We start from the raw sequence: 24431 nt of genomic DNA, 5'->3' as shown, positions 1-24431 counted from the left end.
ATCGTTCGCTCCGAGCTACTGCCCGAAGGTGTAGCTGTCGAGTTCCTCGATGTCCGCGATGTCGCGCTCGCGCTTCGTCGCCGCGGGCCCGACGGCCTGCCGGGACTCGGGGCGACTCACCGGCCGAACCTCCTCGGTGGGTTGCTCGGCGAGGGCGTCGAAGTCGCCGGTGTCCGCCGGCTCCGCCGGTGAATCCTGCACGTCGTCGTCCTGTGCGGCGCGCTCGACGGGCTCGATCTCGACGGTCGTGCCGTCGTCGATCACGTCCGCCTCGTCGGCGTAGGTGGTGTAGCCCGACGGCGCGTCCTCCGCGGCCCGGCGCGCGGCGCGCACGGCGCGGGACTCCCCCGCCTGCTGCAGCACCAGAGCGGCGAGCACGCCCACGAGGCCGATCCAGCCGAGGGTGAACAGGAGCACCTGGGTCAGGTCCGCACCGGCGTAGCCGAAGCCGCCGAGCTCGCCCCCGGCGAGGAACGCCGCCGCGGTGAAGCCCACCGCGGCGAGCAGCGCGGTCGCGGCGACGGAGGTCACCGTCGGGCCGAGGTCGAGGGACCGAGCGGCGCATCGTCGGCCCACCTGCATCGCCACGAACGCCGGAACGGCGAGCAGCGGCAGCAGGTACCAGGGCGTCGGGCCCTGCGGCAGCACCGCGAGGAGCGGCACGCCCGGCGCGCGGCCCGGGACGGCGGAGAAGACGCTCATCGCGATGGGGCCGAGGTCGACCGTGGCGCCGAGCGGCAGCGCGGCGGCGCTGATCACCAGGTTGGGCAGGTACAGCAGCGAGAGCAGCACCAGCGAGACCATCCCGACGCCGTCGTTGCCGGAACGCACCAGCTCGAAGACGGTCTCCCAGCGGATCACGAGGCGGACCACGACGATGGCCACGCCGACGGCGCCGAAGGCCAACAGCGCCCGGCCGGCGAGGCGGGCGCAGTCGTCGACCCAGGCGGGGATGCGGAGGAACCGGGCGGCATCGCGCCAGTAGGCGGGTGCGAGGCCGATGAGGGCGGCGCCGAGGTGCACGGCGATCGTCCCGAGGAAGGCGGTGAGCGGCGGCGGCGTGCCGATGGTGAACCGCCCGGCGGCGTCGTTGACGACGGCCAGCGCGATCGCGGTGAAGAGGGCGGGTCCGGCGATGGCGCACAGCAGCACCGAGCGCAGGTCCGCGAGCGGGCGGCCCTCGCCGCCGGCGCCACGCGCGGCCCGGGCGACGCCCACGACCAGCGCGATGGTGGGGACCAGGGGCAGCACGCCGAGGGTGATGTCACTGATGGTGACCGGCACCTGGTGCACGGCCAGCCAGAGTCCGGCGACGGTGGGGGCGATCGCCCCGAATCCCGTCGACGTGGTGAGCAGGACCGCCGCGCCCACCACCAGGGTGGTCGCGAGGGTCACGAGCGACGGCCCGAAGGCCATCACGAACAACGGCCGGGTCTCGCTCTGGCCCGGCCCGGCGGCGCGCGCTGAGTCGATCATCTTCACCACTGTGACATCGCAGTGGCCGATGGTGTCTCAGGCGCGCCGCGGGCGGGGACTACTGACCCTGGGGCTTGTTCTCGTCGTCGGACGAGTGCGAGCCGTGCTGCGGGGCGGCCGGCGAGCCGAACGCCTGCGTGCTGGGCGTGGATGCCTGGCCGAAGGCGGTGGTCACCTCGTCGCCCGAGGCCGAGGCGCCCGGGTTGGACGGTGCGCTCGACGGGAAGCCGGCGCCGGCCGGGTTCGAGGGCGCGGGCGCCTGGTAGCCCGAGGAGGCCGGCGCCTGGTAGCCGCCGTAGGAGGGCCACTGCGACTGTCCCTGCGACTGCGGGGCCTGCTGCTCCTGCTGCGCGGGCGCCGCCGGGACGGCCGGGTTCGACGGGGCCGAGGGCGCCTCCGTGGCGGCCGGAGCGGCGGTCGCGGTCGCGTCGGCGGACGTGCTCTCCGCGGCGGCGGCCACGGCGGCCGGGTTCTTCACGATCCCCGCGTCGACCAGCACCAGCACGACGGCGGCGGCGGCGGTGAGCAGCGAGAAGACGAAGGCGATCCAGAAGCCGTACGCCAGGTCGGTCCACGTGAAGAGGCCGAAGAGAAGCGAGACGAACGCGCCGAGGGCCAGCGCGGCGGCCGGGGTGCGGCCGGTGTTACCGCGGGCGACGAGGCTCAGGCCCGCGGAGATGCCGGCGACCAGCGCCAGGGTGAGGCCGATCAGCGCGCTGTGCTCGAAGCCGTTCACGCTGACGGTGGCGGAGCCCAGCCCGATCTCCCGCTCCGCGAAGGTCAGGAAGCCGAGCAGGAAGGTGATGACGCCCAGCGCGGCGGTGGCGATGGACAGCACCAGCGCGAGGTCGAGCGGCTTCGACGGCGCGGCGGGCGCCTGCTGGTAGCCGCCGTACTGCTGGCCGTAGCCCTGCTGCTGCGGGTAGCCCTGGCCGTAGCCCTGCTGCCCGTAACCCTGCTGCGAGTAGTCGGGCTGCTGGCCGTAGCCCTGCTGCGCGGGCTGGCCGTAGCCGCCCTGCGGGGCCGGCTGCTGCGCCGGCTGGCCGTAGCCCTGCTGACCCGGCTGGCCGAATCCCTGCTGGCCGTAGCCCTGCTGCGAGTAGTCCGGCTGCCCGTAGCCCCCCTGGCCCGGCTGCTGTCCGTACCCTCCACCTGAGTAGGTCATGTTCTTCTCCCCGAAGGTCGACGCGGCTCCGCACGGAGCCAGTACGCCACCACCCTATACACCGACTCCCACGTCAACGGGATTCAACTCATCGAGTGTGGTGATCCACCACAGTCAAGAGCGCACGGGCCGCGGGACTGAGAAGCTTCGAATGCACCAGCAGTTGTGAGCGGGTCGGGCCGTCGACGAGCGGCACCGTTGCGAGCCCCGTACCGCCCGGCACCGTCTCCCGCGCGGCCATCCCGACGCACAGCCCGGCGCCGATCAGCTCGAGCATGGTCTCCGACCGGTCCACCTCGAAGGCGACGGTGCGCCGCACCCCGGCCCGGTCGAAGGCCTGATCGGATTCGGCGCGGCCGGCGCCGCCCGCGGGGTAGTCGACGAAGGGCCGGCCGGCGGTCTCGGCGAGGGACAGCGGACCGTCGACCCGTTCCGCCTCGGGCACCACCAGGACGAGGTGGTCGACGGCGAGTCGCCGCGCGACCACGCCGGCGGTGGAGAAGCCGTCCGGCACACCGAGCAGCGCCAGGTCGACGGTGCCGGTCCGCACGTCCTCGATCAGGTTCTCGCTCGGCCCGCTGCGCAGCCGCACCGTGGCCTCGGGGTAGGCGGACCGGTACGCCCTCAGCACGTCGACCACGTCGAAGGCCGTGAAGGTGGGGATCATGCCGACGGTGACCGTGCCGCGGACCCCGCCGAGCGTCGCGGCGACCTCGTCGGCGGCGCGTTCGGTCGCGGCGAGCGCGGCGCGGGCCTGCGGGAGGAAGGCCTCGCCGGCCCGCGTGAGCCGGACGGAGCGGTTGGTGCGGTCGAACAGCCGCGCACCGAGCTCCTTCTCCAGGGCGGCCACGCGGTGACTGAGGGCGGATTGCACCACGTGGCAGCGCTCGGCCGCGCGGGTGAAATTCAGCGTCTCCGACACCGCGATGACGTACCGCAGCTGCTGCAGCTCCATCAATAATCTCCCAGGTAGATCATTTCATCGAAATCATACGTTGGACGCATGATGGATGGGCGCCCAGACTGGAGGACATGACCACGACGACGACCCGAACCGCGACCGCCGCGCCCGGCCTGCTGCGCCTGATGGCCCTGGCGACGGGGCTCTCGGTCGCGGGCAACTACCTGGCGCATCCGATCCTGGGGCTGCTCCAGGATCGGCTCGGCATGTCCGAGACCGCCGCCGGGATGCTGGTCACCGCGGCCCAGGCGGGCTATGCGGTCGGGCTGATCCTGCTGGTGCCCATGGCCGACGCGGTCCGTCGCCGCCCGCTGGCGCTGGCCCTGCTGCTCGTCACCGCGGCGGCGCTGGTCGCGGCGGGGGCGGCACCGTCGGGCGGCGTGCTCCTGGTCGCGGCGACCGTCGCCGCGATCACGTCGGTCGGCGCGCAGGTGATCGTCCCCTACGCGGCGGAGTTGGCGGGTCCGGAGCACCAGGCCCGCGCCGTCGGCATCGTGATGAGCGGGCTCGTGCTGGGCACCGTGGTCAGCCGCTTCCTGTCCGGCGTGCTGTCCGACCTCGCGGGGTGGCGCACCCCGTACCTGGTGCTCGCGGCGCTGCTCGTCGCCGTCACCGCCGCGCTCGCCCGCGCGCTCCCCCGGCACGACCCGGACCGGCCCGGCCTCACCCCGTCGGGGTACCGCGCGCTGCTGGGATCGATGATCGGCCTGGTGCGCGAACTCCCGGTGCTGCGCCTGCGCGCGGTGCTGATCGGCCTCGCCCTCGGCTCGTTCATGGTGCAGGGCGCCGCGGTGACCTTCCTCCTCGCCGGCCCGCGGTTCGGCTGGACGCCGGCGGCGATCGGCGCGATCGGCCTGCTCGGCGCGGTGGGCGCGCTCTCCGGCCCGACGATCGGCCGGTTCGTCGACCGCGGGCACGGGCCGGTGCTCACCGCCGGCGGGCTGGCGCTGCAGGCCTCGGCGTGGCTGCTCATGATCCCCGCGGGCGGCGCGATCGGGCTGCCCGCACTGATCGCGGGACTGGTGCTGATGGGGATCGGCCAGCAGGCGGCGCTGAATTCGTCGCAGGCAGTGGTCTTCTCGCTCCGACCGGAGGCTCGCGGGCGGATCAACGCGGTGTTCATGGGCACGTTCTTCCTGGGCGGCACTCTGGGCTCCGCGGCGACCGCCGCACTGTGGCCGCTCGCGGGCTGGACCGGGGCGTGCCTGCTCGGTGCGGGCCTGGCCGCCGCGGCGCTGGTGCTCTACCTGGCCTTCCGCAGCGTCGAACGCGCACCGTCGGCCTGACGGCCCGGCATCGTCGGCCGGAGAAACGGGACTGCCCCGCCTCCCTGAGGGGAGACGGGGCAGTGGACCGAATGTGCTGCGGTTACAGCGACTGCAGGATCTCGCGGGCGAGAGCGGCGGTCTCGGACGGGGTCTTGCCCACCTTCACGCCGGCGGCCTCGAGGGCCTCCTTCTTCGCGGCGGCCGTGCCCGAGGAGCCGGAGACGATGGCGCCGGCGTGGCCCATGGTCTTGCCCTCGGGAGCGGTGAAGCCGGCCACGTAGCCCACGACGGGCTTGGTGACGTTGGCCTGGATGTACGCCGCGGCACGCTCCTCGGCGTCGCCGCCGATCTCGCCGATCATGACGATGACCTTGGTCTCGGGGTCCTTCTCGAAGGCCTCGATGGCGTCGATGTGGGTGGTGCCGATGACCGGGTCGCCGCCGATGCCGATGGCGGTCGAGAAGCCGAAATCACGCAGCTCGTACATCATCTGGTAGGTCAGCGTGCCCGACTTCGAGACGAGGCCGACCGGGCCGGTGCCGGTGATGTTGGCCGGGGTGATGCCGACGAGGGCCTCGCCCGGGGTGATGATGCCGGGGCAGTTCGGGCCGATGATCCGGGTCTTCTGACCCTTCTCCACGTTGTAGGCCCAGGCGTACGCCGAGTCCTGCACGGGGATGCCCTCGGTGATGACCACCAGGAGCGGGATCTCGGCGTCGATGGCCTCGACGATGGCGTCCTTGGAGAACGCCGGCGGCACGAAGGCGATCGAGGTGTCGGCGCCGGTCTTCTCCATGGCCTCGGCGACGGAGCCGAAGACGGGGAGCTCGATGTCGTTGCCGTCCTTGTCGACGTGCTTGACGGTGGTGCCCGCCTTGCGCGCGTTCACGCCGCCCACGACGTTGGTGCCGGCCTTGAGCATCAGCGCGGTGTGCTTGGTGCCCTCGCCGCCGGTGATGCCCTGGACGATGACCTTGTTGTCCTTGGTCAGGAAGATAGCCATTTTTCTGTTGTCTCCCTTACTTGTTCGCCAGCTCGGCGGCCTTGTCGGCGCCTTCGTCCATGGTCTGCGCGAGCGTCACCAGCGGGTGGTTCGCGGCGGCCAGGATCGCCCGGCCCTCCTCGACCTTGTTGCCGTCGAGGCGCACGACGAGCGGCTTGGAGGCCGTGTCGCCCAGGGTGTTCAGGGCGCCGACGATGCCGTTGGCGACCGCGTCGCACGCGGTGATGCCGCCGAAGACGTTGACGAAGACGCTCTTGACCTGCTCGTCGCCGAGGATGACGTCGAGGCCGGCGGCCATGACCTCGGCCGAGGCGCCGCCGCCGATGTCGAGGAAGTTGGCGGGCTTGACGCCGCCGTGGTTCTCACCGGCGTAGGCGACCACGTCGAGAGTCGACATGACCAGGCCCGCACCGTTGCCGATGACGCCGACCTGACCGTCGAGCTTGACGTAGTTGAGGTCGTTCTCCTTGGCCTTGAGCTCGAGCGGGTCGGTGGACCCGGCGTCGGCGAAGGCCGCGTGATCGGGATGGCGGAAGTCGGCGTTCTCGTCGAGCGAGACCTTGCCGTCCAGCGCGAGGATCTGGTCGTCCGGGGTGCGGACGAGCGGGTTGACCTCGACCAGGGTGGCGTCCTCGGCGACGAAGACCTCCCACAGCTTCTGGATGGTCACGGCCGCGGCGTCGAGCACCTCGGCGGGCAGCTTGCCGGCCTCGGCGATCGCTCGCGCGGTGGCGAGGTCGACGCCCTTGGTCGCGTCCACGGCGATCTTCGCCAGCGCGTCCGGGTTCTCCTCGGCGGTGACCTCGATCTCCACGCCGCCCTCGACCGAGCACATGGCCAGGTAGGTGCGGTTCGCGCGATCCAGCAGGAAGGAGATGTAGTACTCCTCGGCGATGTCGCTCGCCTCGGCCACGAGCAGCTTCTTGACGACGTGGCCCTTGATGTCCAGGCCCAGGATGGCCTCGGCGTTGGCCTGCGCCGCATCGGCGTCGGCGGAGTACTTCACGCCGCCGGCCTTGCCGCGGCCACCCACCTTGACCTGCGCCTTGACCATCACCGGCTTGCCGATTTCCTCGGCGATCGCGCGGGCGTCGGCGACATTGTCCGTCACGCGGCCGGCCGAGGTAGGCACGCCGTGCTTGACGAACAGTTCCTTCGCTTGGTATTCGAAGAGATCCATCAGCTCACCATCTGTCTGGTTACTCGGTCCACCCGCATTCTTCACGGGTCCGGGGTCGACTCTATGCCTCCGCGAATCCGCTCGGGCGCCGACCCTTGCTCAATGACGTATCTCACTTGACCTGCAGTTATCAGCCATCGCAACCTACCCGCCGGTAAGTTTTGGGATCCGCCCAGGCGAACGCCCCACATGGGCGCCGCAGGCGAGACGTAAGTACGGGTTAAGTCCCGCCGTCGAAACTTCTCCTCAGTCCACTGAAGGAGAAACGATCCATGAAGCGCACTTCCCGTCCCGCCCTCATCGCGGCCTCGGCAGCCGTCGCGCTGAGCGTCGTGCTCACCGGCTGCGCCGACAAGGGCACGTCGAACACCGGCACGACCGACACCGCCGCTGCATCGGCGAACGCCTCCGACACCGACGCTCCCGCGCTCGTCAAGGCCGCCTCCGAGGCGTCGAAGAACGTCACCAGCGTCCACTTCCTCGTCAAGGTCGACGGCAAGGTGCCCAACATGCCGATCACCAAGGTCGACGGTGACCTCCAGGTCAAGCCGACGACGCAGGCGACCGGCACCGCGACGATCGACATCGGCGGCCAGTCCGAGGGCAGGTTCGTCTACACGGACGGCACCATGTACGCCTCGCTCCTCGGTGCCAACTACGTCGACTACGGCGACGGCGCCTCCATCTACGACGTGTCCGCCCTGTTCGATCCCACCAAGGGGATCCCCAACGTCCTCGCCAAGATGACCGGCGTCAAGGCCGCCGGCACCGAGACCATCGACGGCCAGGAGACCACCAAGGTCACCGGCACCGTGCCCGCCACCGAGATCGCCGCGATCTCCGGCTCGCGCGTCGATCCCGAGAAGAGCGTGCCCGTCCCCACCACCGCGTGGATCCAGAAGTCGGGCGACAAGCAGGTCGTGCGCCTCGAGGTGAAGCCCTCCACCGAGGGCACCATCACGCTCACGTTCTCGAAGTGGGGCGAGAAGGTCACCGTGACCAAGCCCGCCGTCGAGGCCGCCCCGTCCGGCCCCAAGCCCACCGACAGCCAGGACTCCCCGCGCTAGCGGGCCGTCGACTCCCCCGTTGTTCCATCTGAAAAAAGAGGATCCATCATGAAGACCATCACCAAGAAGGCCCTGATCGCCGCGGTCGCCACCGCGAGCGTCGCCGGCGGCGTCCAGGTCGCCGTCGCCCCCGCCGCCAACGCCGCCGTGAATTGGGGCGCGATCGCCGTCGCCGGCAACGGCGCGACGGGCCGGGCATGGGACTACCCGACGCGCGCCGCCGCCGAGCGCGCCGCCCTCAACTCCTGCGGCTGGCGCACCTGCAAGGTGCTCGCCACGTTCGCCAACGGGTGTGGCGCCGTCGCCGAGAACCGCACGACCTACCGCGGGTACACGGGCCCGACGCTGCGCGCCGCGCAGAACGGAGCCCTGAGTCTCCCCGGGTCACGGATCAAGGCGTGGCAGTGCACCACCCGCTGATCGTCCGCTGAGCTTCGATGGGCCAGTCGCGCACGCCGCCGGGAGAGAACCCGCTCACCAGGCGTGGGCGCGGCCCTGCTGCTCGTACCAGCCGAGCAGCTCGGGATCGTCGACGGACCTGGGGTCCACGTTCACCTCGCGGCCGGCGAGCATGCCGGTCACCGGGATCTCCAGCTTCTTCCCGGTCTTGGTGTGCGGGATGCCGGGGGCCTCGATCACCTCGTCGGGCACGTGCCGCGGCGAGAGCCGTGCCCGCACGTCGGCGCGGATGCGCTGCACCAGTTCGTCGGTCAGCTCCGCCCCGGGGACGAGGGTGAGGAACATCGGCATCCAATACTTCGCGCCCGGCCCGTCGACGCCGACGACCATCGCCTCCGCGACCTCCGGGACGGCCTCGACGACCTCGTAGATATCGGCGGAGCCCATCCGGATGCCGTTGCGGTTCAACGTCGCATCGCTGCGGCCGTGGATGGTGATCGACCCGCGGTCGGTCAGCTCCACCCAGTCGCCGTGCCGCCAGAGATTCGGCGCGATCCCGTCGGTCCACTCGTGCTCGAAGTAGGCGGCGCGGTACTTCGCATCCCCCGGGTCGTTCCAGAAGTGCGTGGGCATCGACGGCATGGGCATGGTGATCACCATCTCGCCGACCTCGCCGATGAGCGGGGTGCGGTCCGGGGCCCACGCCTCCAGGGCGCAGCCGAGGTAGCGGACCGTCAGCTCGCCGGGCACGTGCGGGACGGAGGCCGTGCCGCCGCAGAAGGCGCTGCACACGTCGGTCCCGCCCGAGACCGAGCTCACCGGGAGCCCCGCCGCCACGTGCTCGTCCACCCAGGTGAACAGGTCCGGCGCGAGCGGCGAACCCGTGCTGCCGATCGTCCGGAGCACCAGGTCGTGGTCGGTGCCGGGGTTCAGGCCGGCCTTGCGGGAAGCCTGCAGCTGGCCGGGGCTGGTGCCGAAGAAGGTGACCTGCTCGTCCTCGCAGACCTGCCACAGCCGATCCGCCGTGGGCGCGAGCGGATGCCCGGAGAAGGTGACGATGGTGGCACCCACGAGCAGCCCGGCCACCTGGTAGTTCCACATCATCCACGACAGCGCGGTGTGCCAGAAGAAGACGTCGCCGGGCCCGATCTCGTTGTGCAGCCCCAGTACCTTCACGTGCTCGACGAGGATGCCGCCGTGCCCCTGGACGATGCCCTTCGGCTTGCCGGTGGTGCCCGACGAGAACAACACCCACAGCGGGTGATCGAACGGCACCCGGACGGGCTTCAGCGCCGGGGTGTCCGGGCCCGGCTCGGGCAGCTCGGTGATCACGTGCGACGCCGGAACCCCCAGCAGCCCGGCGAGCTCGGCGGTGTCGGCGCGCTTGTCGACATACTTCTCGCCGAAGGCGTACCCGTCGCGGGCGAAGAGCACCTTGGGCTCCAGCTGCGCCATCCGGCCGGCCGCGCCCTCGGGCGCGTAGTCCTGGCCGCAGCCCGACCAGATCGCACCGATCGACGCGGTCGCCAGGAACGCGAGCACCGCGAAGGGCTCGTCAGGCAGGTAGGCGGCCACCCGGTCGCCCACGCCCACCCCGAGCGAGCGCAGCAACTCCGTGATCGCGGAGACCCGCGCCGGCAGCTCCGACCACGGGATCTCCACCCGCGCCCCGTCGTCCGACAGGCCGACGATGGCCGCGCCCGGGAGCGAGGCGAACCGCAGCACCCGGTCGACGTAGTTCAGTTCCACCTCGGGGAACCACCGCGCGCCCGGCATCTCCCGCGAGGCGAGCACGGGGCCGGTGCGCTCGCCCAGTTCGAAGAAGTCCCACACCGCGCCCCAGAACTGCTCGGGTTCGCTGACGGACCACTGGTACACGGCGTCGTAGTCCCCCGTGGGAAGGCCGACGGACTGGGCGAAGCGATCGATCGAATGCACCCGATCAGCCTTCCAGACCGAGCAGCGTCACGGACTCTTCCCGCATCTGCACCTTGCGGATCTTTCCCGAGACCGTCATGGGGAAGGCCGATACCACGTGCACGTAGCGGGGGATCTTGTGGCGCGCGATCTTCCCGTCCGCAAAGGCCTTCAGGTCGTCGGCGGTGAAGGATTCCACGCCGTCGCGGAGCTGGATCCAGGCCATGAGTTCCTCCCCGTACTTCTCGTCGGGCACACCGATCACCTGCGCGTCCAGGATGTCCGGGTGGGTGTAGAGGAACTCCTCGATCTCGCGCGGGTAGATGTTCTCGCCGCCACGGATCACCATGTCCTTGATCCGGCCGGTCACGCGCACGTAGCCGTTCTCGTCCATCGTCGCCAGGTCGCCGGTGTGCATCCAGCCGTCGGCGTCGATCGCCTCGGCGGTCTTCTCCTCGTTGTTCCAGTAGCCCTTCATCACGGAATAGCCACGGGTGCAAAGCTCCCCGACCTCGCCGCGCGGCATCACGGTGCCGTCGATCGGGTCGATCACCTGGATCTCCAGGTGCGGTCCCACCCGCCCGACGGTGCCGACGCGCAGCTCGAGCGCGTCGTCGACGCGGGTCTGGGTGGAGACGGGCGAGGTCTCCGTCATGCCGTAGCAGATCGACACCTCGGTCATGCCCATCCGGTCGACCACCTTGCGCATCACCTCCTCGGGGCACGGCGAGCCGGCCATGATGCCGGTGCGCAGGCTGGAGAGGTCGTAGGTGTCGAAATCGGCGAGCGCGAGCTCCGCGATGAACATGGTGGGCACACCGTAGAGGCTGGTGCACTTCTCGGCGGCGACGGCGGCGAGGGCGTCCTGCGGCACGAAGGCCGGGCCGGGGATGACCATGGCCGCGCCGTGGGTGACGGCGGCGAGGTTGCCCATCACCATGCCGAAGCAGTGGTAGAAGGGCACCGGAATGCAGATCGAGTCCTGCTCCGTGTAGTTCAGCAGCTCGCCCACGAGGTAGCCGTTGTTGAGGATGTTGCCGTGGGTGAGAGTGGCGCCCTTGGGGAACCCCGTGGTACCCGAGGTGTACTGGATGTTGATCGGATCGTCGGCGCGCAGCTCGTCGCCGAGGTCCGCAAGGGCGTCCAGCTCGTCTTCCGACGGTGCGGCGAGATAGGCGTCCCACGCCGGGGTGCCGAACTCCACCACGTCCCGCAGCTGCGGGGTCTCCGGCCGGGCCGCCTCCAGCATCGCCGCGTATTCCGAGGTCTTGAAGCTGGTCATCGTGTACACCGCGACGATGCCCGACTGGTTGAGCGCGTACTCCAGCTCCCGCTGCCGGTAGGAGGGATTGAGATTCACCAGGATCACACCGGCAAGAGCCGTGCCGAACTGCACGATCACCCACTCCGGCGTGTTGGGCGCCCACACGCCCACGCGGTCGCCGCGGCGGATCCCGTTGCGCAGCAGCCCGGCCGCGAAGGCGCGGGAGTCGGCGAGCAGTTCGGCGTACGTCCAGCGGCGGCCCGAGGGCACGTCGACGAGCGCGGTGCGCTCGCCGAACCGATCGGTCGTCATCTCGAGCTGGGCACCGATCGTGGCGGTCAGCAGCGTGGGCTCGGCCTCGCCGCGATCGTAGGACGGGGTGGTCATCTCTTCACTCCTACTGATTACTCGGCCCGGGCGACGATTGCCCGGGCCTGGGCGAGCAGCGGCGCGTCGATCATCTGACCCCGCACCTGGTAGACACCGTTGTTTCCCGCCTCCGCTTCGAGCACCTCGCGGGCCCAAGCGATCTCGTCGTCCGTGGGCCGGTAGGCGGCACGGATCACCGCGGCCTGCGAGGGGTGGATGCAGACGGTGGCGGCGAAGCCCAGCGCCACGGCGTCCTCCGCCTCCGCGGCCAGGCCGTCGGTGTCGGCGATGTCGATGTGCACCGCGTCCAGGGCGAACTTGCCGTGCGCCGCGGCCGCGAGCCGGGTCGCCGAGCGGACGTGCCGGGGGACGTCCCGGTAGGTCCCGTCCGCGAACCGCGACGAGCGCCCGCCCATGGCCGCCACCAGATCCTCGGCCCCCCACATGAGGCCGATGCACCGCGGGTGCGCCGCGATCTCGTTGACGTTCACGGCGCCCAGCGGTGTCTCGATGAGCGCGATCACCTGCAGCCCGTCGACCTGCGCCAGCTTGTCGAGCTGGTGCGCCGACTCGGTCTTCGCGAGCATGACCACACGGTAGGCCGTGCGGCGCAGCGCCTCGATGTCTTCGGCGAAGTCGTAGGTGCCGAAGGCGTTCACCCGCACGATCGTCGTCGCCGGGTCCTGGTCGTTGTCGATCAGCGCCTCCCGGGCCGCCGGGCGCGCGTCGGCCGTCACGGCGTCCTCGAGGTCGAGGATCACCGCGTCGGCACGCTCGGCGGCCTTGGCGTACCGCTCGGGGCGGTCGGCGGGACAGAACAGGATGGCAGGGCCCGGCGGCTGCCAGGCCGGGGCGTCGCGCGCGTCGTGGTGGAACATCTACTCCCCCTCGCCCGACGGTGCCTGCGACATCAGGCCCGCTCGCTCCGCTTCCGGCGCCCGCCGCACGAGCGTCGACCGCTCGGCCACCGCGACGACCGCGCCGTCCTGGTTCCGCGCCACGTGTCGCAGATTGACGATGCCCTCCCCGGGCCGCGACTTCGACTCCCGCTTACCCGTGCACAGCGTCTCCGCGTACAGGGTGTCGCCGGCGAAGACCGGAGCGGGGAAGGCGATCTCGGAGAAGCCGAGGTTCGCCACCAGCGTGCCCTGGGTGAGCTGGGCGACGGACAGTCCGACCAGCGTGGAGAGCGTGTACATCGAGTTCACAAGGCGCTGTCCGCCGAAGCCGGGCTGCTGCGCCGACCAGTGCGCGTCCAGGTGCAGCGCCTGGGTGTTCATGGTCAGCTTGGTGAACAGCATGTTGTCGGCCTCGGTCACCGTGACGCCGGGGCGGTGCTCGTAGAGCACACCGTCCTCGAACTCCTCGAACCACAGGCCGCGCTGGGTGACCCGCTTCACGGGTTCCTGCTCACTCATGCCTGCAGTCCCAGCGAGCGGGCGATCAGCATGAGCTGCACCTCGGTGGTGCCCTCGCCGATCTCGAGGATCTTCGAATCGCGGTAGTGCCGCGCCACCGGGTACTCGTTCATGAAGCCGTAGCCGCCGTGGATCTGCGTGGCCATGCGCGCGTTGTCCATCGCCGCCTCGGAGGAGATCATCTTGGCGATGGCGGCCTCCTTCTTGAAGGGCTTGCCCGCCAGCATGAGCCGGGCCGCCTCGTAGTAGGCGACGCGGGACGTGTGCGCCCGCGCCTCCATCCGCGCGATCGCGAAGGCGATGGACTGGAACTCCCCGATCGGCTTGCCGAAGGCGTTGCGCTCCTTGGCGTACTTCACCGACTCGTCGACGCAGCCCTGCGCGGCGCCGGTGGCGACGGCGGCGATGGCGATGCGGCCCTCGTCGAGGATGGAGAGGAAGTTCGCGTAGCCGCGCCCCTCCTCGCCGAGCAGGTTCTCCTTCGGCACGCGCACGTCGCTGAAGCTCAGCGGGTGCGTGTCCGAGGCGTTCCAGCCCACCTTGTTGTACGCGGGCTCCACGGTGAAGCCGGGGGTTCCGCTGGGCACGATGATCGTCGAGATCTGCTTGCGCCCGTCGGGCTTGGTGCCGGTCACGGCGGTCACCGTCACCAGGCTGGTGATGTCGGTGCCCGAGTTGGTGATGAACTGCTTGGAGCCGTTGATGACCCACTCGTCGCCGTCGAGCTTGGCGGTGGTCTGCGTGCCGGAGGCGTCCGAACCGCAGCCGGGCTCGGTGAGCCCGAAGCCGGCGAGGTTCTCACCCGCGGCCAGGGAGGGCAGGTACGTCTGCTTCTGCTCCTCGGTGCCGAACTTGTAGATCGGCATGGCGCCGAGGCCGACGCCGGCCTCCACCGTCATGGCGACCGACTGGTCGACGCGGCCGAGCTCCTCCAGCGCGAGGGCGAGGGCGAAGTAGTCGCCGCCCATGCCGCCGTACTCCTCGGGGAAAGGCAGGCCGAACAGGCCCATCTGGCCCATCTGCTTCACGACCTCGTACGGGAAGGAGTGCTCCTCGTCGTGCTTGGCCGAGACGGGCGCGACCACCTGGTTCGCGAAGTCGCGCACCGTGTCCCGCAGGTCGGCGTAGTCCTGGGTCAGTTCCATGTCAGTTCTCTTCCGTTTCGGTAGCCGTGACGCTCGCGAGCACCTGGGCCGCGGTCACCTTGTCTCCGGCGCGCACCGCGATGGACACCGTGCCGTCGTGCGGCGCGGTCAGCGGCTGCTCCATCTTCATCGCCTCGATGATCACCAGCGTCTCGCCCTTGGTGACCGACTGTCCGTCCTCCACCGGCACCGCGACCACGGCGCCCGGCATGGGGCTCACGACGTCGCCGCCGTGCGCACCGTCGCGGTCCTTCGACGTGGACTTCGCCAGCGGGAGCTCGTACGTGCCGTCCTCGCCACTGACCCAGTAGGTTCCGCCGATCAGGTCGACAGTGACCGGCGTCGAGAAGCCGTCCACCACCAGGCGCTCCCCCACCCGCCGGGCCGAGCCCGACCAGTCGAGCGTCGGGCCCTCGGCGGTGCCGCGGACGGTCACCGCCTCACCGAGCACCGAGACGTGGACCTCGCCGGTCTCGTCGTCGGGCGCGGCGAACCGCACGACCGTCGGCTGCGCACCCCCGATGCGCCACCCGGTCTCAGTGCCCCACGGGCCCTCCCCGCGGGAGTCGGTGACGGCGGTGACCGCGGCGGCGGCGTAGGCGCGCACGGTCGGCGCCGGCCGGGTGTAGGTCGGAGCCAGCCGATCCAGCAGCTCGGTGTCGAGCTCGCCGGCCACGACGTCACCGTCGGCGAGGACGAACCGGCAGAAGTCGACGTTGGTGCGCAGGCCCGTGAGCTGGGTTCCGGCGAGGGCCTCGTCGAGACGGCGCAGCGCCTGTTCGCGGTCGTCGGCGTGCACGATGACCTTGGCGAGCATGGGGTCGTAGTCGCTGCCGACCACGCTGCCCGACTCGATGCCGGTGTCCACGCGGACGGGGCCGCGGCGGTCGCTGCGCGGGTAGCGCAGGGCGGTGACCGTGCCGCCGGTGGGCAGGAAGCCCGCTGCCGGGTCCTCCGCGTAGACGCGGGCCTCGACGGCGTGCCCGGTGAGAGTCACGTCCTCCTGCGCGATCGCGAGGACCTCGCCGTTGGCGACGCGGATCTGCTGCTCCACCAGGTCGACACCGGTCACCAGCTCGGTGACGGGGTGCTCGACCTGGAGGCGGGTGTTCATCTCCATGAAGAAGAACTGGTCGGGGCGCTTCGCCGAGACGATGAACTCGACGGTGCCGACGCCGGTGTAGCCGACCGACCGCGCGGCATCGCAGGCGGCGCGGCCGATGTCGGCGCGCGTGGCCTCGTCGAGCAGCGCCGACGGGGCCTCCTCGATCACCTTCTGATGCCGGCGCTGCAGCGAGCACTCGCGCTCGCCCAGGTGGATCACGTTGCCGTGCTTGTCGGCCAGGACCTGCACCTCGATGTGGCGCGGAGTGTCGACGAAGTGCTCCATGAACAGTGTGTCGTCGCCGAAGGCGGCGGCCGCCTCGCGGCGCGCGGCGGCGACCGCGGCCGGCAGGTCCGCGGGGTTCTCCACGCGGTGCATGCCCTTGCCGCCGCCGCCCGCGCTGGGCTTGATCAGCACGGGGAAGCCGATGCCGTCCGCGGCGTCGATGAGGTCGGCGTCGGTGAGGCCCGGGCGGCTGATGCCCGGGACCACGGGCACGTCGCGCTCGACGACCGCGGCGCGGGCGGTGATCTTGTCGCCCATCGTCTCGATGGATTCGACCGGCGGGCCGAGGAATTCGATCCCGGCCTCCGACAGCGCCCGCGCGAAGGCGGCGTTCTCGGAGAGGAAGCCGTAGCCCGGATGCACCGCGTCGGCGCCGGTGGCGCGGGCGGCCTCGACGACCTTGTCGATGCGCAGGTAGCTCTCGGTCGCGGCTGCCGGGCCGAGGCGCACGGCCTCGTCGGCGAGCTTCACGTGCCGGGCGTCGGCATCCGCATCGGAATAGACCGCCACACTGGCGATGCCCAGGGTGCGCAGCGTATCGATGACGCGGCAGGCGATCTCGCCGCGGTTCGCGATCAGGACCTTCTCGATCTTGCTCATCTTCTTCTGCCTCACATCCGGAAGACGCCGTAGGAGACCTCGGGCAGCGGCGTGCGTGACGCCGCGTCGAGCGCGAGGCCGAGGACGGTGCGGGTGTCGGCGGGATCGATCACGCCGTCGTCCCAGAGCCGGGCCGTCGAGTAGTAGGCCTGCGACTGCCGCTCGAACTGGTCGCGCACACCCTGCTTGAACTCCTCCATCCCCTCCTGCTCACGGCGGACGGAGCCGAGGGTGTCGGCGGCCTGCGGACCGCCCATCACGGAGATCCGCGCGTTGGGCCACATCCACAGGAAGCGCGGCGAGTACGCGCGGCCGCACATCGAGTAGTTGCCGGCGCCGAAGGAGCCGCCCACGATGACGGTGAACTTGGGGACGCGGGCGCAGGCCACGGCGGTGACCATCTTGGCGCCGTGTTTGGCGATGCCGCCCTCCTCGTACTGGCGGCCGACCATGAATCCGGTGATGTTCTGCAGGAACACCAGCGGGATGCGGCGCTTGTCGCACAGCTCGATGAAGTGCGCGCCCTTCTGCGCGGCCTCGGCGAACAGCACGCCGTTGTTGCCGATGATGCCCACCGGGTGGCCGTGGATCCGCGCGAAGGCGGTCACCAGCGTGGTGCCGAAGAGCTCCTTGAACTCGTCGAACTCGCCGTCGTCCGCGATGATCTCGATCAGCGTGCGGACGTCGTAGCCGATCCTGGAGTCGGTGGGCACCACGTCGTAGAGGTCCGTCTGCGGGCGCGTCGCGGGCCGGGCCGGTCGCACGTCCCACTGCACCTCGCCGACGGGGCCCAGGCGCCCGACGATCTGCCGGACCTTCTCCAGCGCCTCGTCGTCGGAGTCGACGAGATGATCGGTGACACCCGACTTGGTGGAGTGCATGAGGCCGCCGCCGAGGTCCTCCGCGGTCACGTCCTCCCCGGTCGCGGCCTTCACCAGCGGCGGACCGGCGAGGAAGATGGTGCCCTGATCGCGGACGATGACGGTCTCGTCGCTCATGGCCGGCACGTAGGCGCCGCCGGCGGTGGAGCTGCCGAGCACGGCCGCGATCTGCGGGATGCCCGCGGCGCTCATGTTCGCCTGGTTGTAGAAGATGCGGCCGAAGTGCTCCCGGTCGGGGAAGACCTCGTCCTGGTTGAGCAGCATCGCGCCGCCCGAGTCCACGAGGTAGATGCAGGGCAGGCGGTTCTGCGTCGCGATCTCCTGCGCGCGCAGGTGCTTCTTCACGGTGACCGGGTAGTAGGTGCCACCCGAGACCGTCGCGTCGTTGGCGACGATCATCACCTGGCGGCCGGAGACCGTGCCGATGCCCGCGACGGCGCCCGCGGAGGGCGCCTTGCCGTCGTACATGTCCTCGGCGGCGAGCGGGGCCACCTCGAGGAACGGGCTGCCCGTGTCCAGCAGCCGCCGGATCCGCTCGCGGACCAGCAGCTTGCCGCGGCCCTCGTGCCGGGCGCGCGCCCGCTCACCGCCGCCCTGCGCCACCCGGTCGAGCCGCTGCCGCAGCTCGGCGACGTTCGCCTCGTGTTCCTCGCGGAATGTCACGCCCGCTCCTTCGAGTTATTCACCATTAACTGAAAACGAGAGTATGTGACCCCGGCCACCGTGTCCAGTCTTACTCGGCGGTAGCTTCGGCGAGGCCGATTGCGCGGTTCGCGCGCGCGGCCGCGGGTGAGTCGCGTGGCGTCAGACGCCGAGCGCGGCGAGCGCCTTGTCGCGCAGCAGCGCGCGGAGCCGGGGCTGCGGCAGCGCCGGGAGGCTCGGGGCGGCGTTGATGAGGCCGAAGACGGCGTGCACGACGGCGCGATTGTCCACCGGGTCACCGCCGAGCGCGGTGAGGGCGTCGGTCCAGATCTCCACGTACTGACGCTGCAGCCGGCGCACACGGCGCGCCGATTCCGGTGCCAGCGACCACATGTCGCGGTACTGGACCCGGATCAGGTCGGGCTCCGAGGCCGCGAAATCGACGTGGAAGTCGACGAGGTCGCGCAGCGCCTGCCGAGGATCCCCCGCGCGCTCCTCCGCCACCCGGCGGCCACCGTCGTAGAGGTACTCCGAGATCTCCACCAGCAGTGCGGCGAGCACGTCCTGCTTGCCCGCGAAGTGGCGGTACATGGCCGGACCGGAGACGCCCGCGGCCGCGCCGATGTCTTCCAGGCGCACGCCGGCGAAGCCGCGCTCGGCCATGAGCGTCGCCGCCGCGGCGAGCAGTTCGCGGCGGCGGGCGGCCTTGGCGCGCTCCCGCGCCGTCCCCGCCTCGGGCCCTGCCGCGCCGGTCCGGCGGGTCGTCGGTACCTCCATGGCGGGCCACACTACTCGGCTTGCCCCGTCGATGACCCCGTGTCATGCTGGTTGCGCAAGGCGCCAATCGTTCGCTGAGGCTCCTTCGCGGAAACAGGCCAGCGACCCCGAACGTCGAGAGACGCCCCGGGTCAGGACAGGCGCATCCGGCTTAAGGGTGCTCCCCGATTGGCTCCCGTTCACGGGTTCACGCCGCGAAGTGCTGAAGGTCTGACGTGGAGGGGCGCAGCTTCGTCACCCTCCGTCCTGGCGCGCGGAACGCCGACCCACGGAGGTGATGCAATGCCCGACGGCCGTAGTCGAACGCTCGGCGCTTCCCACATCGCCGTGGGAAGCCGCTGAGCGCACCATGATCCGGGCCGCAGGCCCGTGAGCCGACGGCGTACCGTCGGCCCGCCCTCGCCTGTGCCCCACTGACACCTCCACACCCTGCTCCGCCGCGCCCCCAGGGCCGCGGCGCAGTAGCGCGTGCCCGGACGAGGGGAATCACCATGCACGCCACCACGAACATCGACCTGCTCGACATGCTGCCGCGCATCGCGGCGGGCGTCGGCTTCGGCACCCTGATCGGACTCGAGCGCCAGTACCGCGCCCGCATGGCCGGCCTGCGCACCAATGCGCTGGTCTCGGTCGGCTCGGCGCTCTTCGTCGTCCTGTCCGCCTACGGCTTCGCCGGCGGCGATCCCACGCGCGTCGCGGCGCAGATCGTCTCGGGCATCGGCTTCCTCGGCGGCGGCGTGATCCTGCGCGACGGCCTCACCGTGCGCGGCCTGAACACCGCCGCCACGCTGTGGTGCTCGGCCGCCGTCGGCGCGCTGTCGGGCTCCGGGATGTACATCCCGGCCGCGATCGGCACCGCCGTCGTGATCGGCGTCAACACCGCCCTGCGGTCGGTCGGGCACGCCGTGGACCGCGCACCCGACAACGGGAAGGAGGCGCCGAGCCGGTACGAGTTCGTCGCCGTGACGCGCGACGAGAACGAGGCGCACGTCCGCGTGATGCTGGTCCAGGCGTTGAGCCGCACCGTCTTCCACCTGCAGTCCATCAGCAGCGTCGACACCGACGACGGCAGGGTGGAGGTACGGGCCACCCTCGCCGCGGACGGTCGCGACGACCGCGCCCTGGAGACGGCGATCAGCCAGCTCAGCATGGAGCCGTCGGTGACGGCGGTGCGCTGGGACGTGCTGCCCGAGCGCGAGGAGGCGGACCTGTGAGCGCACTGACCGCTCCCCTGCTCGGCCGGCGCCGCACCGAGCGCGAGGGCCGCCGCTCGATCGTCGCCGACGTCCTCGTGGTCGCCGGTGCGGCGGCGCTGATCTGGCTGACGATCCGCGTCGGGCAGGGCATGAACGCGCCGATGGACCTGGCGCACAGCACCGCCCGTGTCGACACCGACCCGTCGAACCTGCCCTACTACGCGCTGCGCTCCCTGCTGCGCATGTTCCTCGCGCTCGCGGCGTCCGTCGTCTTCACCTTCGGCTACGCATTGTTGGCGGCACGGTCGCGGCGGGCGCGGGCGGTGCTGCTGCCGCTGCTCGACGTGCTGCAGTCGGTGCCGATCCTCGGCTTCCTCTCGGTGACGGTCACCGTCTTCCTCGCACTGTTCCCGGGATCGACGCTGGGACTCGAGTGCGCGGCGGTCTTCGCCATCTTCACCTCGCAGGCGTGGAACATGACCTTCGCCTTCTACCAGAGTCTGATCAGCCAGCCGCGCGAGCTCGGCGAAGCCGCCCGCGACCTGGGACTGTCACGCTGGCAACGATTCTGGCGACTCGACGTGCCCAGCGGCATGATCCCGCTGGTCTGGAACGCGATGATGAGCTTCGGCGGCGGGTGGTTCTTCCTCACCGCCTCGGAGGCCGTCTCGGTGGCCGGTAACGAGTACGCCCTCCCCGGCATCGGCGCCTACGTCGCCACCGCGTCGGCCGACGGTGATCTCGGCCGCGTCGGCTGGGCCATCGCCGCGATGATCGTGGTCATCATCGCGGTGAACCTGCTGTTCTGGAGCCCGTTGACGGCGTGGGCCGAACGCTTCCGCCTCGAGGACTCCGCCACCGGCCGCGTCCCACGGTCCACCGTGCTGACGCTGCTGCGCCGCTCGCACGTCGGTGACGGGCTGCGGCGCGCGGCAGCGCCCGTGGTGACGGGGCTCGACCGGGTCTTCGGCGCGCTGGGCCGCACCGGGCACACCGCGCCCGCGGACCCGCGCCGCGCCCGCCTCGGCGACCTCGCTTTCGGCACCGTCGTCCTGGCGGTCGTGGCGTACGGCCTGTGGCGGGCGCTCGAGGTGATCCTGCGCGACGCGGGGCTCGCCGAGGTGGGACACGTCGTCCTGCTGGGCCTCGCGACGATGGCCCGCGTCGCGGTCGTGATGATCGTCGCCACGGTCGTGTGGGTGCCGATCGGCGTGATCGTGGGCCTCGACCCGCGCCTCAGCCGCGCCCTGCAGCCCGTCGTCCAGGTGTGCGCGAGCTTCCCCGCGAACTTCCTGTTCCCCCTGGTCACCGCGGTCCTCGTGGCCTGGAACATTCCGCTGGATCTGGGCGGCGTCGTCCTGATGGCGCTCGGCACGCAGTGGTACATCCTGTTCAACGTCATCGCCGCGGCCAGCGCGATCCCCGGCGACCTGCTCGAGGCCGCCGACGACATGCGGCTCCCCCGACTGCTGAAGTGGCGCTCCGTGCTGCTGCCGGGCGTCTTCGCCGGTTACGTGACCGGCGGGATCACCGCCGCGGGCGGAGCCTGGAACGCCTCGATCGTGGCCGAGGTCGTCTCGTACAACGGCGAGGAGCACCACGCGTACGGTCTCGGCGACTACATCGCGCGGGCCACCGCCGCGACCGGCGTCGAGCACACCGCCCACCTACTGCTCGGGATCGTCGTGATGTGCCTGTTCGTCGTGGGCACCAACGCGGTCCTGTGGCGCCGCCTGTACCGCACGGCCGCGCGCCGCTACTCCCTCTAGCCGACCCCTTATTACTAGGAGCAGTTCCATGACCACCACCCTCGCCACCCCGCTGATCCGCCTGCAAGGGCTCACCAAGAGCTTCGAGGGCGCCCACGGCGACACCCTGACGGTGCTCGACGGCATCGACCTCACGGTCGAGCCGGGCGAGATCGTCGCGCTGCTCGGACGGTCCGGATCGGGCAAGTCCACCCTCCTGCGGATCATGGCGGGGCTCATCCCGGCGACGTCCGGCACCGTCGAGTCCGACGGTGCGCCACTGTCCGGCCCCAACCCCGCCGCCGCGATGGTCTTCCAGTCCTTCGCACTCATGCCCTGGCTGACCGTCCAGGACAACGTCGAGCTGGGCCTGACGGCCCGGAACGTGCCCCGCGCCGAGCGGCGCGCCCGCGCCCTGAAGGCCATCGACACCATCGGGCTCGACGGCTTCGAGTCGGCCTACCCGCGTGAGCTGTCGGGCGGGATGCGCCAGCGCGTCGGCTTCGCCCGTGCGCTCGTGCTCGAGCCGGACCTCCTGCTGATGGACGAGCCCTTCTCCGCGCTGGACGTGCTGACGGCCGAGAACCTGCGCGGCGAGTTGGCGGAGCTCTGGGGCCGCGCGGAATTCCCGACCCGCAGTGTCTGCATCGTCACCCACAACATCGAGGAGGCGGTGCTGCTCGCCGACCGCGTCGTGGTGCTCGGCGCCAAGCCGGGCCGCATCGTCCACGAGACCCGGATCGACCTCCCGCGGCCGCGGTCGCGGACGGCGCCGGCGTTCGAGGCGATCGTCGACGAGCTGTACGGCGCGCTGACGGGCCGCGCCGCCGACATCGAGCACGAGCCGGACCCCGTCGAGGCGACGCCGGTGAGCCGTCCGCTGCCGGACGCGACCGTCGACGGGATCGCCGGACTGGTGGAGCTGGTATCGGCGCACGGCGCTCCCGCGGACCTCCCAGACCTCGCGGCGGACCTCAACTTCGAGGTCGACGACATCATGCCGCTGGTCGACGCCGCGGCGATGCTGGGCCTGGTCGACGGGGCCGGGAACGAGATCACCCTGACGGAGGAGGGCCGCACCTTCGTCACGGTTCCGCTCGGCGACGCGAAAGAGGTCTTCGCGCGCCAGGCCGCGTCCCGTGCCCCGCTGGTCCGCACCGTCCTGCGGACCCTGCGCGCGTCCACCGACGGGGCCGCCCGGCTCGGCTTCTTCGTGGACCTGCTGCGGCGCGGTTTCGGGCGGGAGGACGCCGAACGACAGATGCGGCTGGCGATCGACTGGGGTCGATACGGCGAACTGTACGACTACGACGCCGACGACGATCGGATCCGCCTCTACCAGCAATGACACGATCGTGATTCGCCTGTTTGTGATCGCATTGTGACCAAGCACACAATCATCCGAACCGCCCCCCTAGAGGTTGTCTCGCCGCAATCATTTCGTTATCGTCGACGGGACGCGGATCACGAAGCGGTCACGATGAGGACATCGTCGGATCACCGGGAGTGGTCCGAAGTGCGGTTTTTACGGTTGGAGTAGGCGAGATATGACACGGAGTCGCGAGAACCACGTGCGCTGGCAGGGCGGCACACAGGTCCTCGATGATGAGTCGATCACCGCGATCATCCCGCTGGATGAGCTCGAGACCCGCCTCGAAGAGGCCTATACCGAGACCTGGACCGACGCGCCGGACGACACCGCGCTGGTCTACCGCCCCTCCAGCTCCGAGGTCACCCAGGACCTCATGATCCCCGAGGTCCTCTTCACCGGGGACACCGAGTTCGACGAGACCGACCTGGACGAGCTCGAGGAGACCGCACTCCTCGGCGCGCCGGAGGCCGCTCCCGAGCTCATCCCGACGCCCGTCCGTAAGGGCGGTAAGCACCGCGTTCCGACCGCACCGCACGCGCTCAAGGGCCGCGCCGCCCTGCTCGCGCTCGCCGCGGGCGCCAGCGTCGCCGGTGCCGCCGTGGTCAACGCCGCCGGCAGCGACGCCCCGTCGGCCTCGCAGCAGCCCATCGTCCCGCCGTCCGGCCCCGAGTTCAACGCCGGCCGCCAGGCGCCCCTGCCCGCCGCCCAGGACACCGAGCAGTTCTCCGCCGGGCTCGCCGGGGGTAAGGCGCGCAAGGACGCGGACGACAAGCGCATCATCGACTCGATGCGCCCGAAGGTGACCGCCCCCGTGAACGGCGCCACCCTCACCTCGAACTTCGGCACCCGTTGGGGCGCCATGCACGGCGGCCTCGACCTCGCCGCCCCGCTCGGTACCCCGCTGTTCGCGGCCGCCGACGGCGTGGTCACCGACGCCGGCCCCGCCTCGGGCTTCGGCATCTGGATCAAGATCCGCCTGTCGGACGGCACCGTGCTGGTCTACGGCCACATGTACAACGTCAACGTCCAGGCCGGGCAGACGGTCAAGGCCGGCGACCTGATCAGCTGGGTCGGCAACAACGGCTACTCCACCGGCCCGCACCTGCACTTCGAGGTCCACGGCGTCGGCGGCGCGAAGCTCGACCCGCAGGCCTGGCTGGCCGAGCGCGGCATCCGCGTCTAGCTCCACCGAG

Annotated in this window: 20 protein-coding genes and 1 riboswitch; of the genes, 7 read left to right on the top strand and 13 right to left on the bottom strand. The window is 71.0% G+C overall.

Going from position 1 to position 24431, the window contains the following annotated elements; genetic code table 11:
* Nucleotides 1-15: 15 nt before the first annotated feature.
* The 3 genes from FK530_RS06095 to FK530_RS06085 all read right to left on the bottom strand — a co-directional run bounded on the left by FK530_RS06095 (nucleotide 16) and on the right by FK530_RS06085 (nucleotide 3596).
* Nucleotides 16-1476 (bottom strand): cell division protein PerM, encoded by a 1461-nt coding sequence (locus tag FK530_RS06095; RefSeq protein ID WP_146486117.1) that lies wholly within the window; start codon nucleotides 1474-1476, stop codon nucleotides 16-18.
* Nucleotides 1477-1534: 58 nt separating this feature from the next.
* Nucleotides 1535-2641 carry a DUF5336 domain-containing protein gene (locus FK530_RS06090; RefSeq protein ID WP_146486116.1) on the bottom strand — a complete coding sequence of 369 codons (1107 nt, stop codon included), beginning with the start codon at nucleotides 2639-2641 and terminating at the stop codon, nucleotides 1535-1537.
* Between the two features lie 88 nt (nucleotides 2642-2729).
* Complete coding sequence (locus FK530_RS06085) at nucleotides 2730-3596, bottom strand: LysR family transcriptional regulator (RefSeq protein WP_146486115.1); 867 nt, start codon at nucleotides 3594-3596, stop codon at nucleotides 2730-2732.
* A 77-nt stretch (nucleotides 3597-3673) separates the two neighbouring features.
* On the opposite strand from FK530_RS06085, the gene FK530_RS06080 reads away from it, so the two are divergent.
* On the top strand, nucleotides 3674-4888 hold the full coding sequence (locus tag FK530_RS06080) for an MFS transporter (protein ID WP_146486114.1): 1215 nt from the start codon (nucleotides 3674-3676) through the stop codon (nucleotides 4886-4888).
* 82 nt (nucleotides 4889-4970) lie between these two features.
* Here the strand turns inward: FK530_RS06080 and sucD are convergent, their stop codons facing one another.
* Complete coding sequence (sucD, locus tag FK530_RS06075; RefSeq protein WP_068524209.1) at nucleotides 4971-5873, bottom strand: succinate--CoA ligase subunit alpha; 903 nt, start codon at nucleotides 5871-5873, stop codon at nucleotides 4971-4973.
* A 16-nt stretch (nucleotides 5874-5889) separates the two neighbouring features.
* Nucleotides 5890-7053: an ADP-forming succinate--CoA ligase subunit beta gene (gene sucC / locus FK530_RS06070; protein WP_068524208.1), complete on the bottom strand. Its 1164-nt coding sequence runs from the start codon at nucleotides 7051-7053 to the stop codon at nucleotides 5890-5892.
* 272 nt (nucleotides 7054-7325) lie between these two features.
* On the opposite strand from sucC, the gene FK530_RS06065 reads away from it, so the two are divergent.
* Together FK530_RS06065 and FK530_RS06060 are read left to right on the top strand one after the other, a co-directional pair.
* On the top strand, nucleotides 7326-8120 hold the full coding sequence (locus tag FK530_RS06065; RefSeq protein WP_146486113.1) for an LppX_LprAFG lipoprotein: 795 nt from the start codon (nucleotides 7326-7328) through the stop codon (nucleotides 8118-8120).
* Nucleotides 8121-8168: 48 nt separating this feature from the next.
* Complete coding sequence (locus tag FK530_RS06060) at nucleotides 8169-8540, top strand: DUF4189 domain-containing protein (RefSeq protein WP_146486112.1); 372 nt, start codon at nucleotides 8169-8171, stop codon at nucleotides 8538-8540.
* A 54-nt stretch (nucleotides 8541-8594) separates the two neighbouring features.
* Here FK530_RS06060 and FK530_RS06055 read toward each other — a convergent pair whose 3' ends face one another.
* The 8 genes from FK530_RS06055 to FK530_RS06020 form a co-directional block, all read right to left on the bottom strand.
* The gene (locus tag FK530_RS06055; RefSeq protein ID WP_146486111.1) at nucleotides 8595-10457 is read right to left on the bottom strand and encodes an acetoacetate--CoA ligase; all 1863 of its coding nucleotides are present in this window, start codon (nucleotides 10455-10457) and stop codon (nucleotides 8595-8597) included.
* 4 nt (nucleotides 10458-10461) lie between these two features.
* Nucleotides 10462-12087: an AMP-binding protein gene (locus FK530_RS06050; RefSeq protein ID WP_146486110.1), complete on the bottom strand. Its 1626-nt coding sequence runs from the start codon at nucleotides 12085-12087 to the stop codon at nucleotides 10462-10464.
* 17 nt (nucleotides 12088-12104) lie between these two features.
* Nucleotides 12105-12947, bottom strand: coding sequence for an HpcH/HpaI aldolase/citrate lyase family protein (locus FK530_RS06045; protein WP_146486109.1), 843 nt, complete (start codon nucleotides 12945-12947; stop codon nucleotides 12105-12107).
* Nucleotides 12948-13487, bottom strand: a complete 540-nt coding sequence (locus FK530_RS06040; RefSeq protein ID WP_146486108.1) for a MaoC family dehydratase — start codon at nucleotides 13485-13487, stop codon at nucleotides 12948-12950.
* Entirely contained in the window at nucleotides 13484-14632 is a 1149-nt protein-coding gene (locus FK530_RS06035; protein ID WP_146486107.1) for an acyl-CoA dehydrogenase family protein, read from the bottom strand. Before FK530_RS06035 ends, FK530_RS06040 begins: the two co-directional genes overlap by 4 nt.
* A gap of 1 nt (nucleotide 14633) precedes the next feature.
* Nucleotides 14634-16622 (bottom strand): ATP-binding protein, encoded by a 1989-nt coding sequence (locus FK530_RS06030; protein ID WP_146486106.1) that lies wholly within the window; start codon nucleotides 16620-16622, stop codon nucleotides 14634-14636.
* A gap of 11 nt (nucleotides 16623-16633) precedes the next feature.
* Entirely contained in the window at nucleotides 16634-18166 is a 1533-nt protein-coding gene (locus FK530_RS06025) for a carboxyl transferase domain-containing protein (protein ID WP_146486105.1), read from the bottom strand.
* A 141-nt stretch (nucleotides 18167-18307) separates the two neighbouring features.
* Entirely contained in the window at nucleotides 18308-18922 is a 615-nt protein-coding gene (locus FK530_RS06020) for a TetR/AcrR family transcriptional regulator (protein WP_146486104.1), read from the bottom strand.
* A gap of 59 nt (nucleotides 18923-18981) precedes the next feature.
* A riboswitch (M-box (ykoK) riboswitch) is annotated at nucleotides 18982-19150 on the top strand.
* A gap of 263 nt (nucleotides 19151-19413) precedes the next feature.
* On the opposite strand from FK530_RS06020, the gene FK530_RS06015 reads away from it, so the two are divergent.
* The 4 genes from FK530_RS06015 (at nucleotide 19414) to FK530_RS06000 (ending at nucleotide 24421) form a co-directional block, all read left to right on the top strand.
* The gene (locus FK530_RS06015) at nucleotides 19414-20136 is read left to right on the top strand and encodes an MgtC/SapB family protein (RefSeq protein WP_146486103.1); all 723 of its coding nucleotides are present in this window, start codon (nucleotides 19414-19416) and stop codon (nucleotides 20134-20136) included.
* The gene (locus FK530_RS06010) at nucleotides 20133-21887 is read left to right on the top strand and encodes an ABC transporter permease (protein ID WP_231706514.1); all 1755 of its coding nucleotides are present in this window, start codon (nucleotides 20133-20135) and stop codon (nucleotides 21885-21887) included. Before FK530_RS06015 ends, FK530_RS06010 begins: the two co-directional genes overlap by 4 nt.
* A gap of 28 nt (nucleotides 21888-21915) precedes the next feature.
* Nucleotides 21916-23214, top strand: a complete 1299-nt coding sequence (locus FK530_RS06005; RefSeq protein WP_146486102.1) for an ABC transporter ATP-binding protein — start codon at nucleotides 21916-21918, stop codon at nucleotides 23212-23214.
* Between the two features lie 199 nt (nucleotides 23215-23413).
* On the top strand, nucleotides 23414-24421 hold the full coding sequence (locus FK530_RS06000) for a M23 family metallopeptidase (protein ID WP_146486101.1): 1008 nt from the start codon (nucleotides 23414-23416) through the stop codon (nucleotides 24419-24421).
* The last annotated feature ends 10 nt before the right edge of the window (nucleotides 24422-24431 follow it).

The organism is Tsukamurella conjunctivitidis, assembly GCF_007858475.1.
GTDB classification, from domain to species: Bacteria; Actinomycetota; Actinomycetes; order Mycobacteriales; family Mycobacteriaceae; genus Tsukamurella; species Tsukamurella conjunctivitidis.
Note: the sequence above shows the minus strand (reverse complement) of the source record. Positions and strands in the feature narration are given on the sequence as shown.

What these genes read in the sequence shown, in the direction of transcription:
- FK530_RS06015 (WP_146486103.1), top strand. Translation starts at nt 19,414, where the DNA reads ATGCACGCCACCACGAACATCGACCTGCTCGACATGCTGCCGCGCATC.
- FK530_RS06045 (WP_146486109.1), bottom strand. Translation starts at nt 12,947, where the DNA reads ATGTTCCACCACGACGCGCGCGACGCCCCGGCCTGGCAGCCGCCGGGC.
- FK530_RS06040 (WP_146486108.1), bottom strand. Translation starts at nt 13,487, where the DNA reads ATGAGTGAGCAGGAACCCGTGAAGCGGGTCACCCAGCGCGGCCTGTGG.
- sucC (WP_068524208.1), bottom strand. Translation starts at nt 7,053, where the DNA reads ATGGATCTCTTCGAATACCAAGCGAAGGAACTGTTCGTCAAGCACGGC.
- FK530_RS06050 (WP_146486110.1), bottom strand. Translation starts at nt 12,087, where the DNA reads ATGACCACCCCGTCCTACGATCGCGGCGAGGCCGAGCCCACGCTGCTG.
- FK530_RS06060 (WP_146486112.1), top strand. Translation starts at nt 8,169, where the DNA reads ATGAAGACCATCACCAAGAAGGCCCTGATCGCCGCGGTCGCCACCGCG.
- sucD (WP_068524209.1), bottom strand. Translation starts at nt 5,873, where the DNA reads ATGGCTATCTTCCTGACCAAGGACAACAAGGTCATCGTCCAGGGCATC.
- FK530_RS06080 (WP_146486114.1), top strand. Translation starts at nt 3,674, where the DNA reads ATGACCACGACGACGACCCGAACCGCGACCGCCGCGCCCGGCCTGCTG.
- FK530_RS06030 (WP_146486106.1), bottom strand. Translation starts at nt 16,622, where the DNA reads ATGAGCAAGATCGAGAAGGTCCTGATCGCGAACCGCGGCGAGATCGCC.
- FK530_RS06035 (WP_146486107.1), bottom strand. Translation starts at nt 14,632, where the DNA reads ATGGAACTGACCCAGGACTACGCCGACCTGCGGGACACGGTGCGCGAC.
- FK530_RS06090 (WP_146486116.1), bottom strand. Translation starts at nt 2,641, where the DNA reads ATGACCTACTCAGGTGGAGGGTACGGACAGCAGCCGGGCCAGGGGGGC.
- FK530_RS06095 (WP_146486117.1), bottom strand. Translation starts at nt 1,476, where the DNA reads ATGATCGACTCAGCGCGCGCCGCCGGGCCGGGCCAGAGCGAGACCCGG.
- FK530_RS06000 (WP_146486101.1), top strand. Translation starts at nt 23,414, where the DNA reads ATGACACGGAGTCGCGAGAACCACGTGCGCTGGCAGGGCGGCACACAG.
- FK530_RS06005 (WP_146486102.1), top strand. Translation starts at nt 21,916, where the DNA reads ATGACCACCACCCTCGCCACCCCGCTGATCCGCCTGCAAGGGCTCACC.
- FK530_RS06020 (WP_146486104.1), bottom strand. Translation starts at nt 18,922, where the DNA reads ATGGAGGTACCGACGACCCGCCGGACCGGCGCGGCAGGGCCCGAGGCG.
- FK530_RS06065 (WP_146486113.1), top strand. Translation starts at nt 7,326, where the DNA reads ATGAAGCGCACTTCCCGTCCCGCCCTCATCGCGGCCTCGGCAGCCGTC.
- FK530_RS06085 (WP_146486115.1), bottom strand. Translation starts at nt 3,596, where the DNA reads ATGGAGCTGCAGCAGCTGCGGTACGTCATCGCGGTGTCGGAGACGCTG.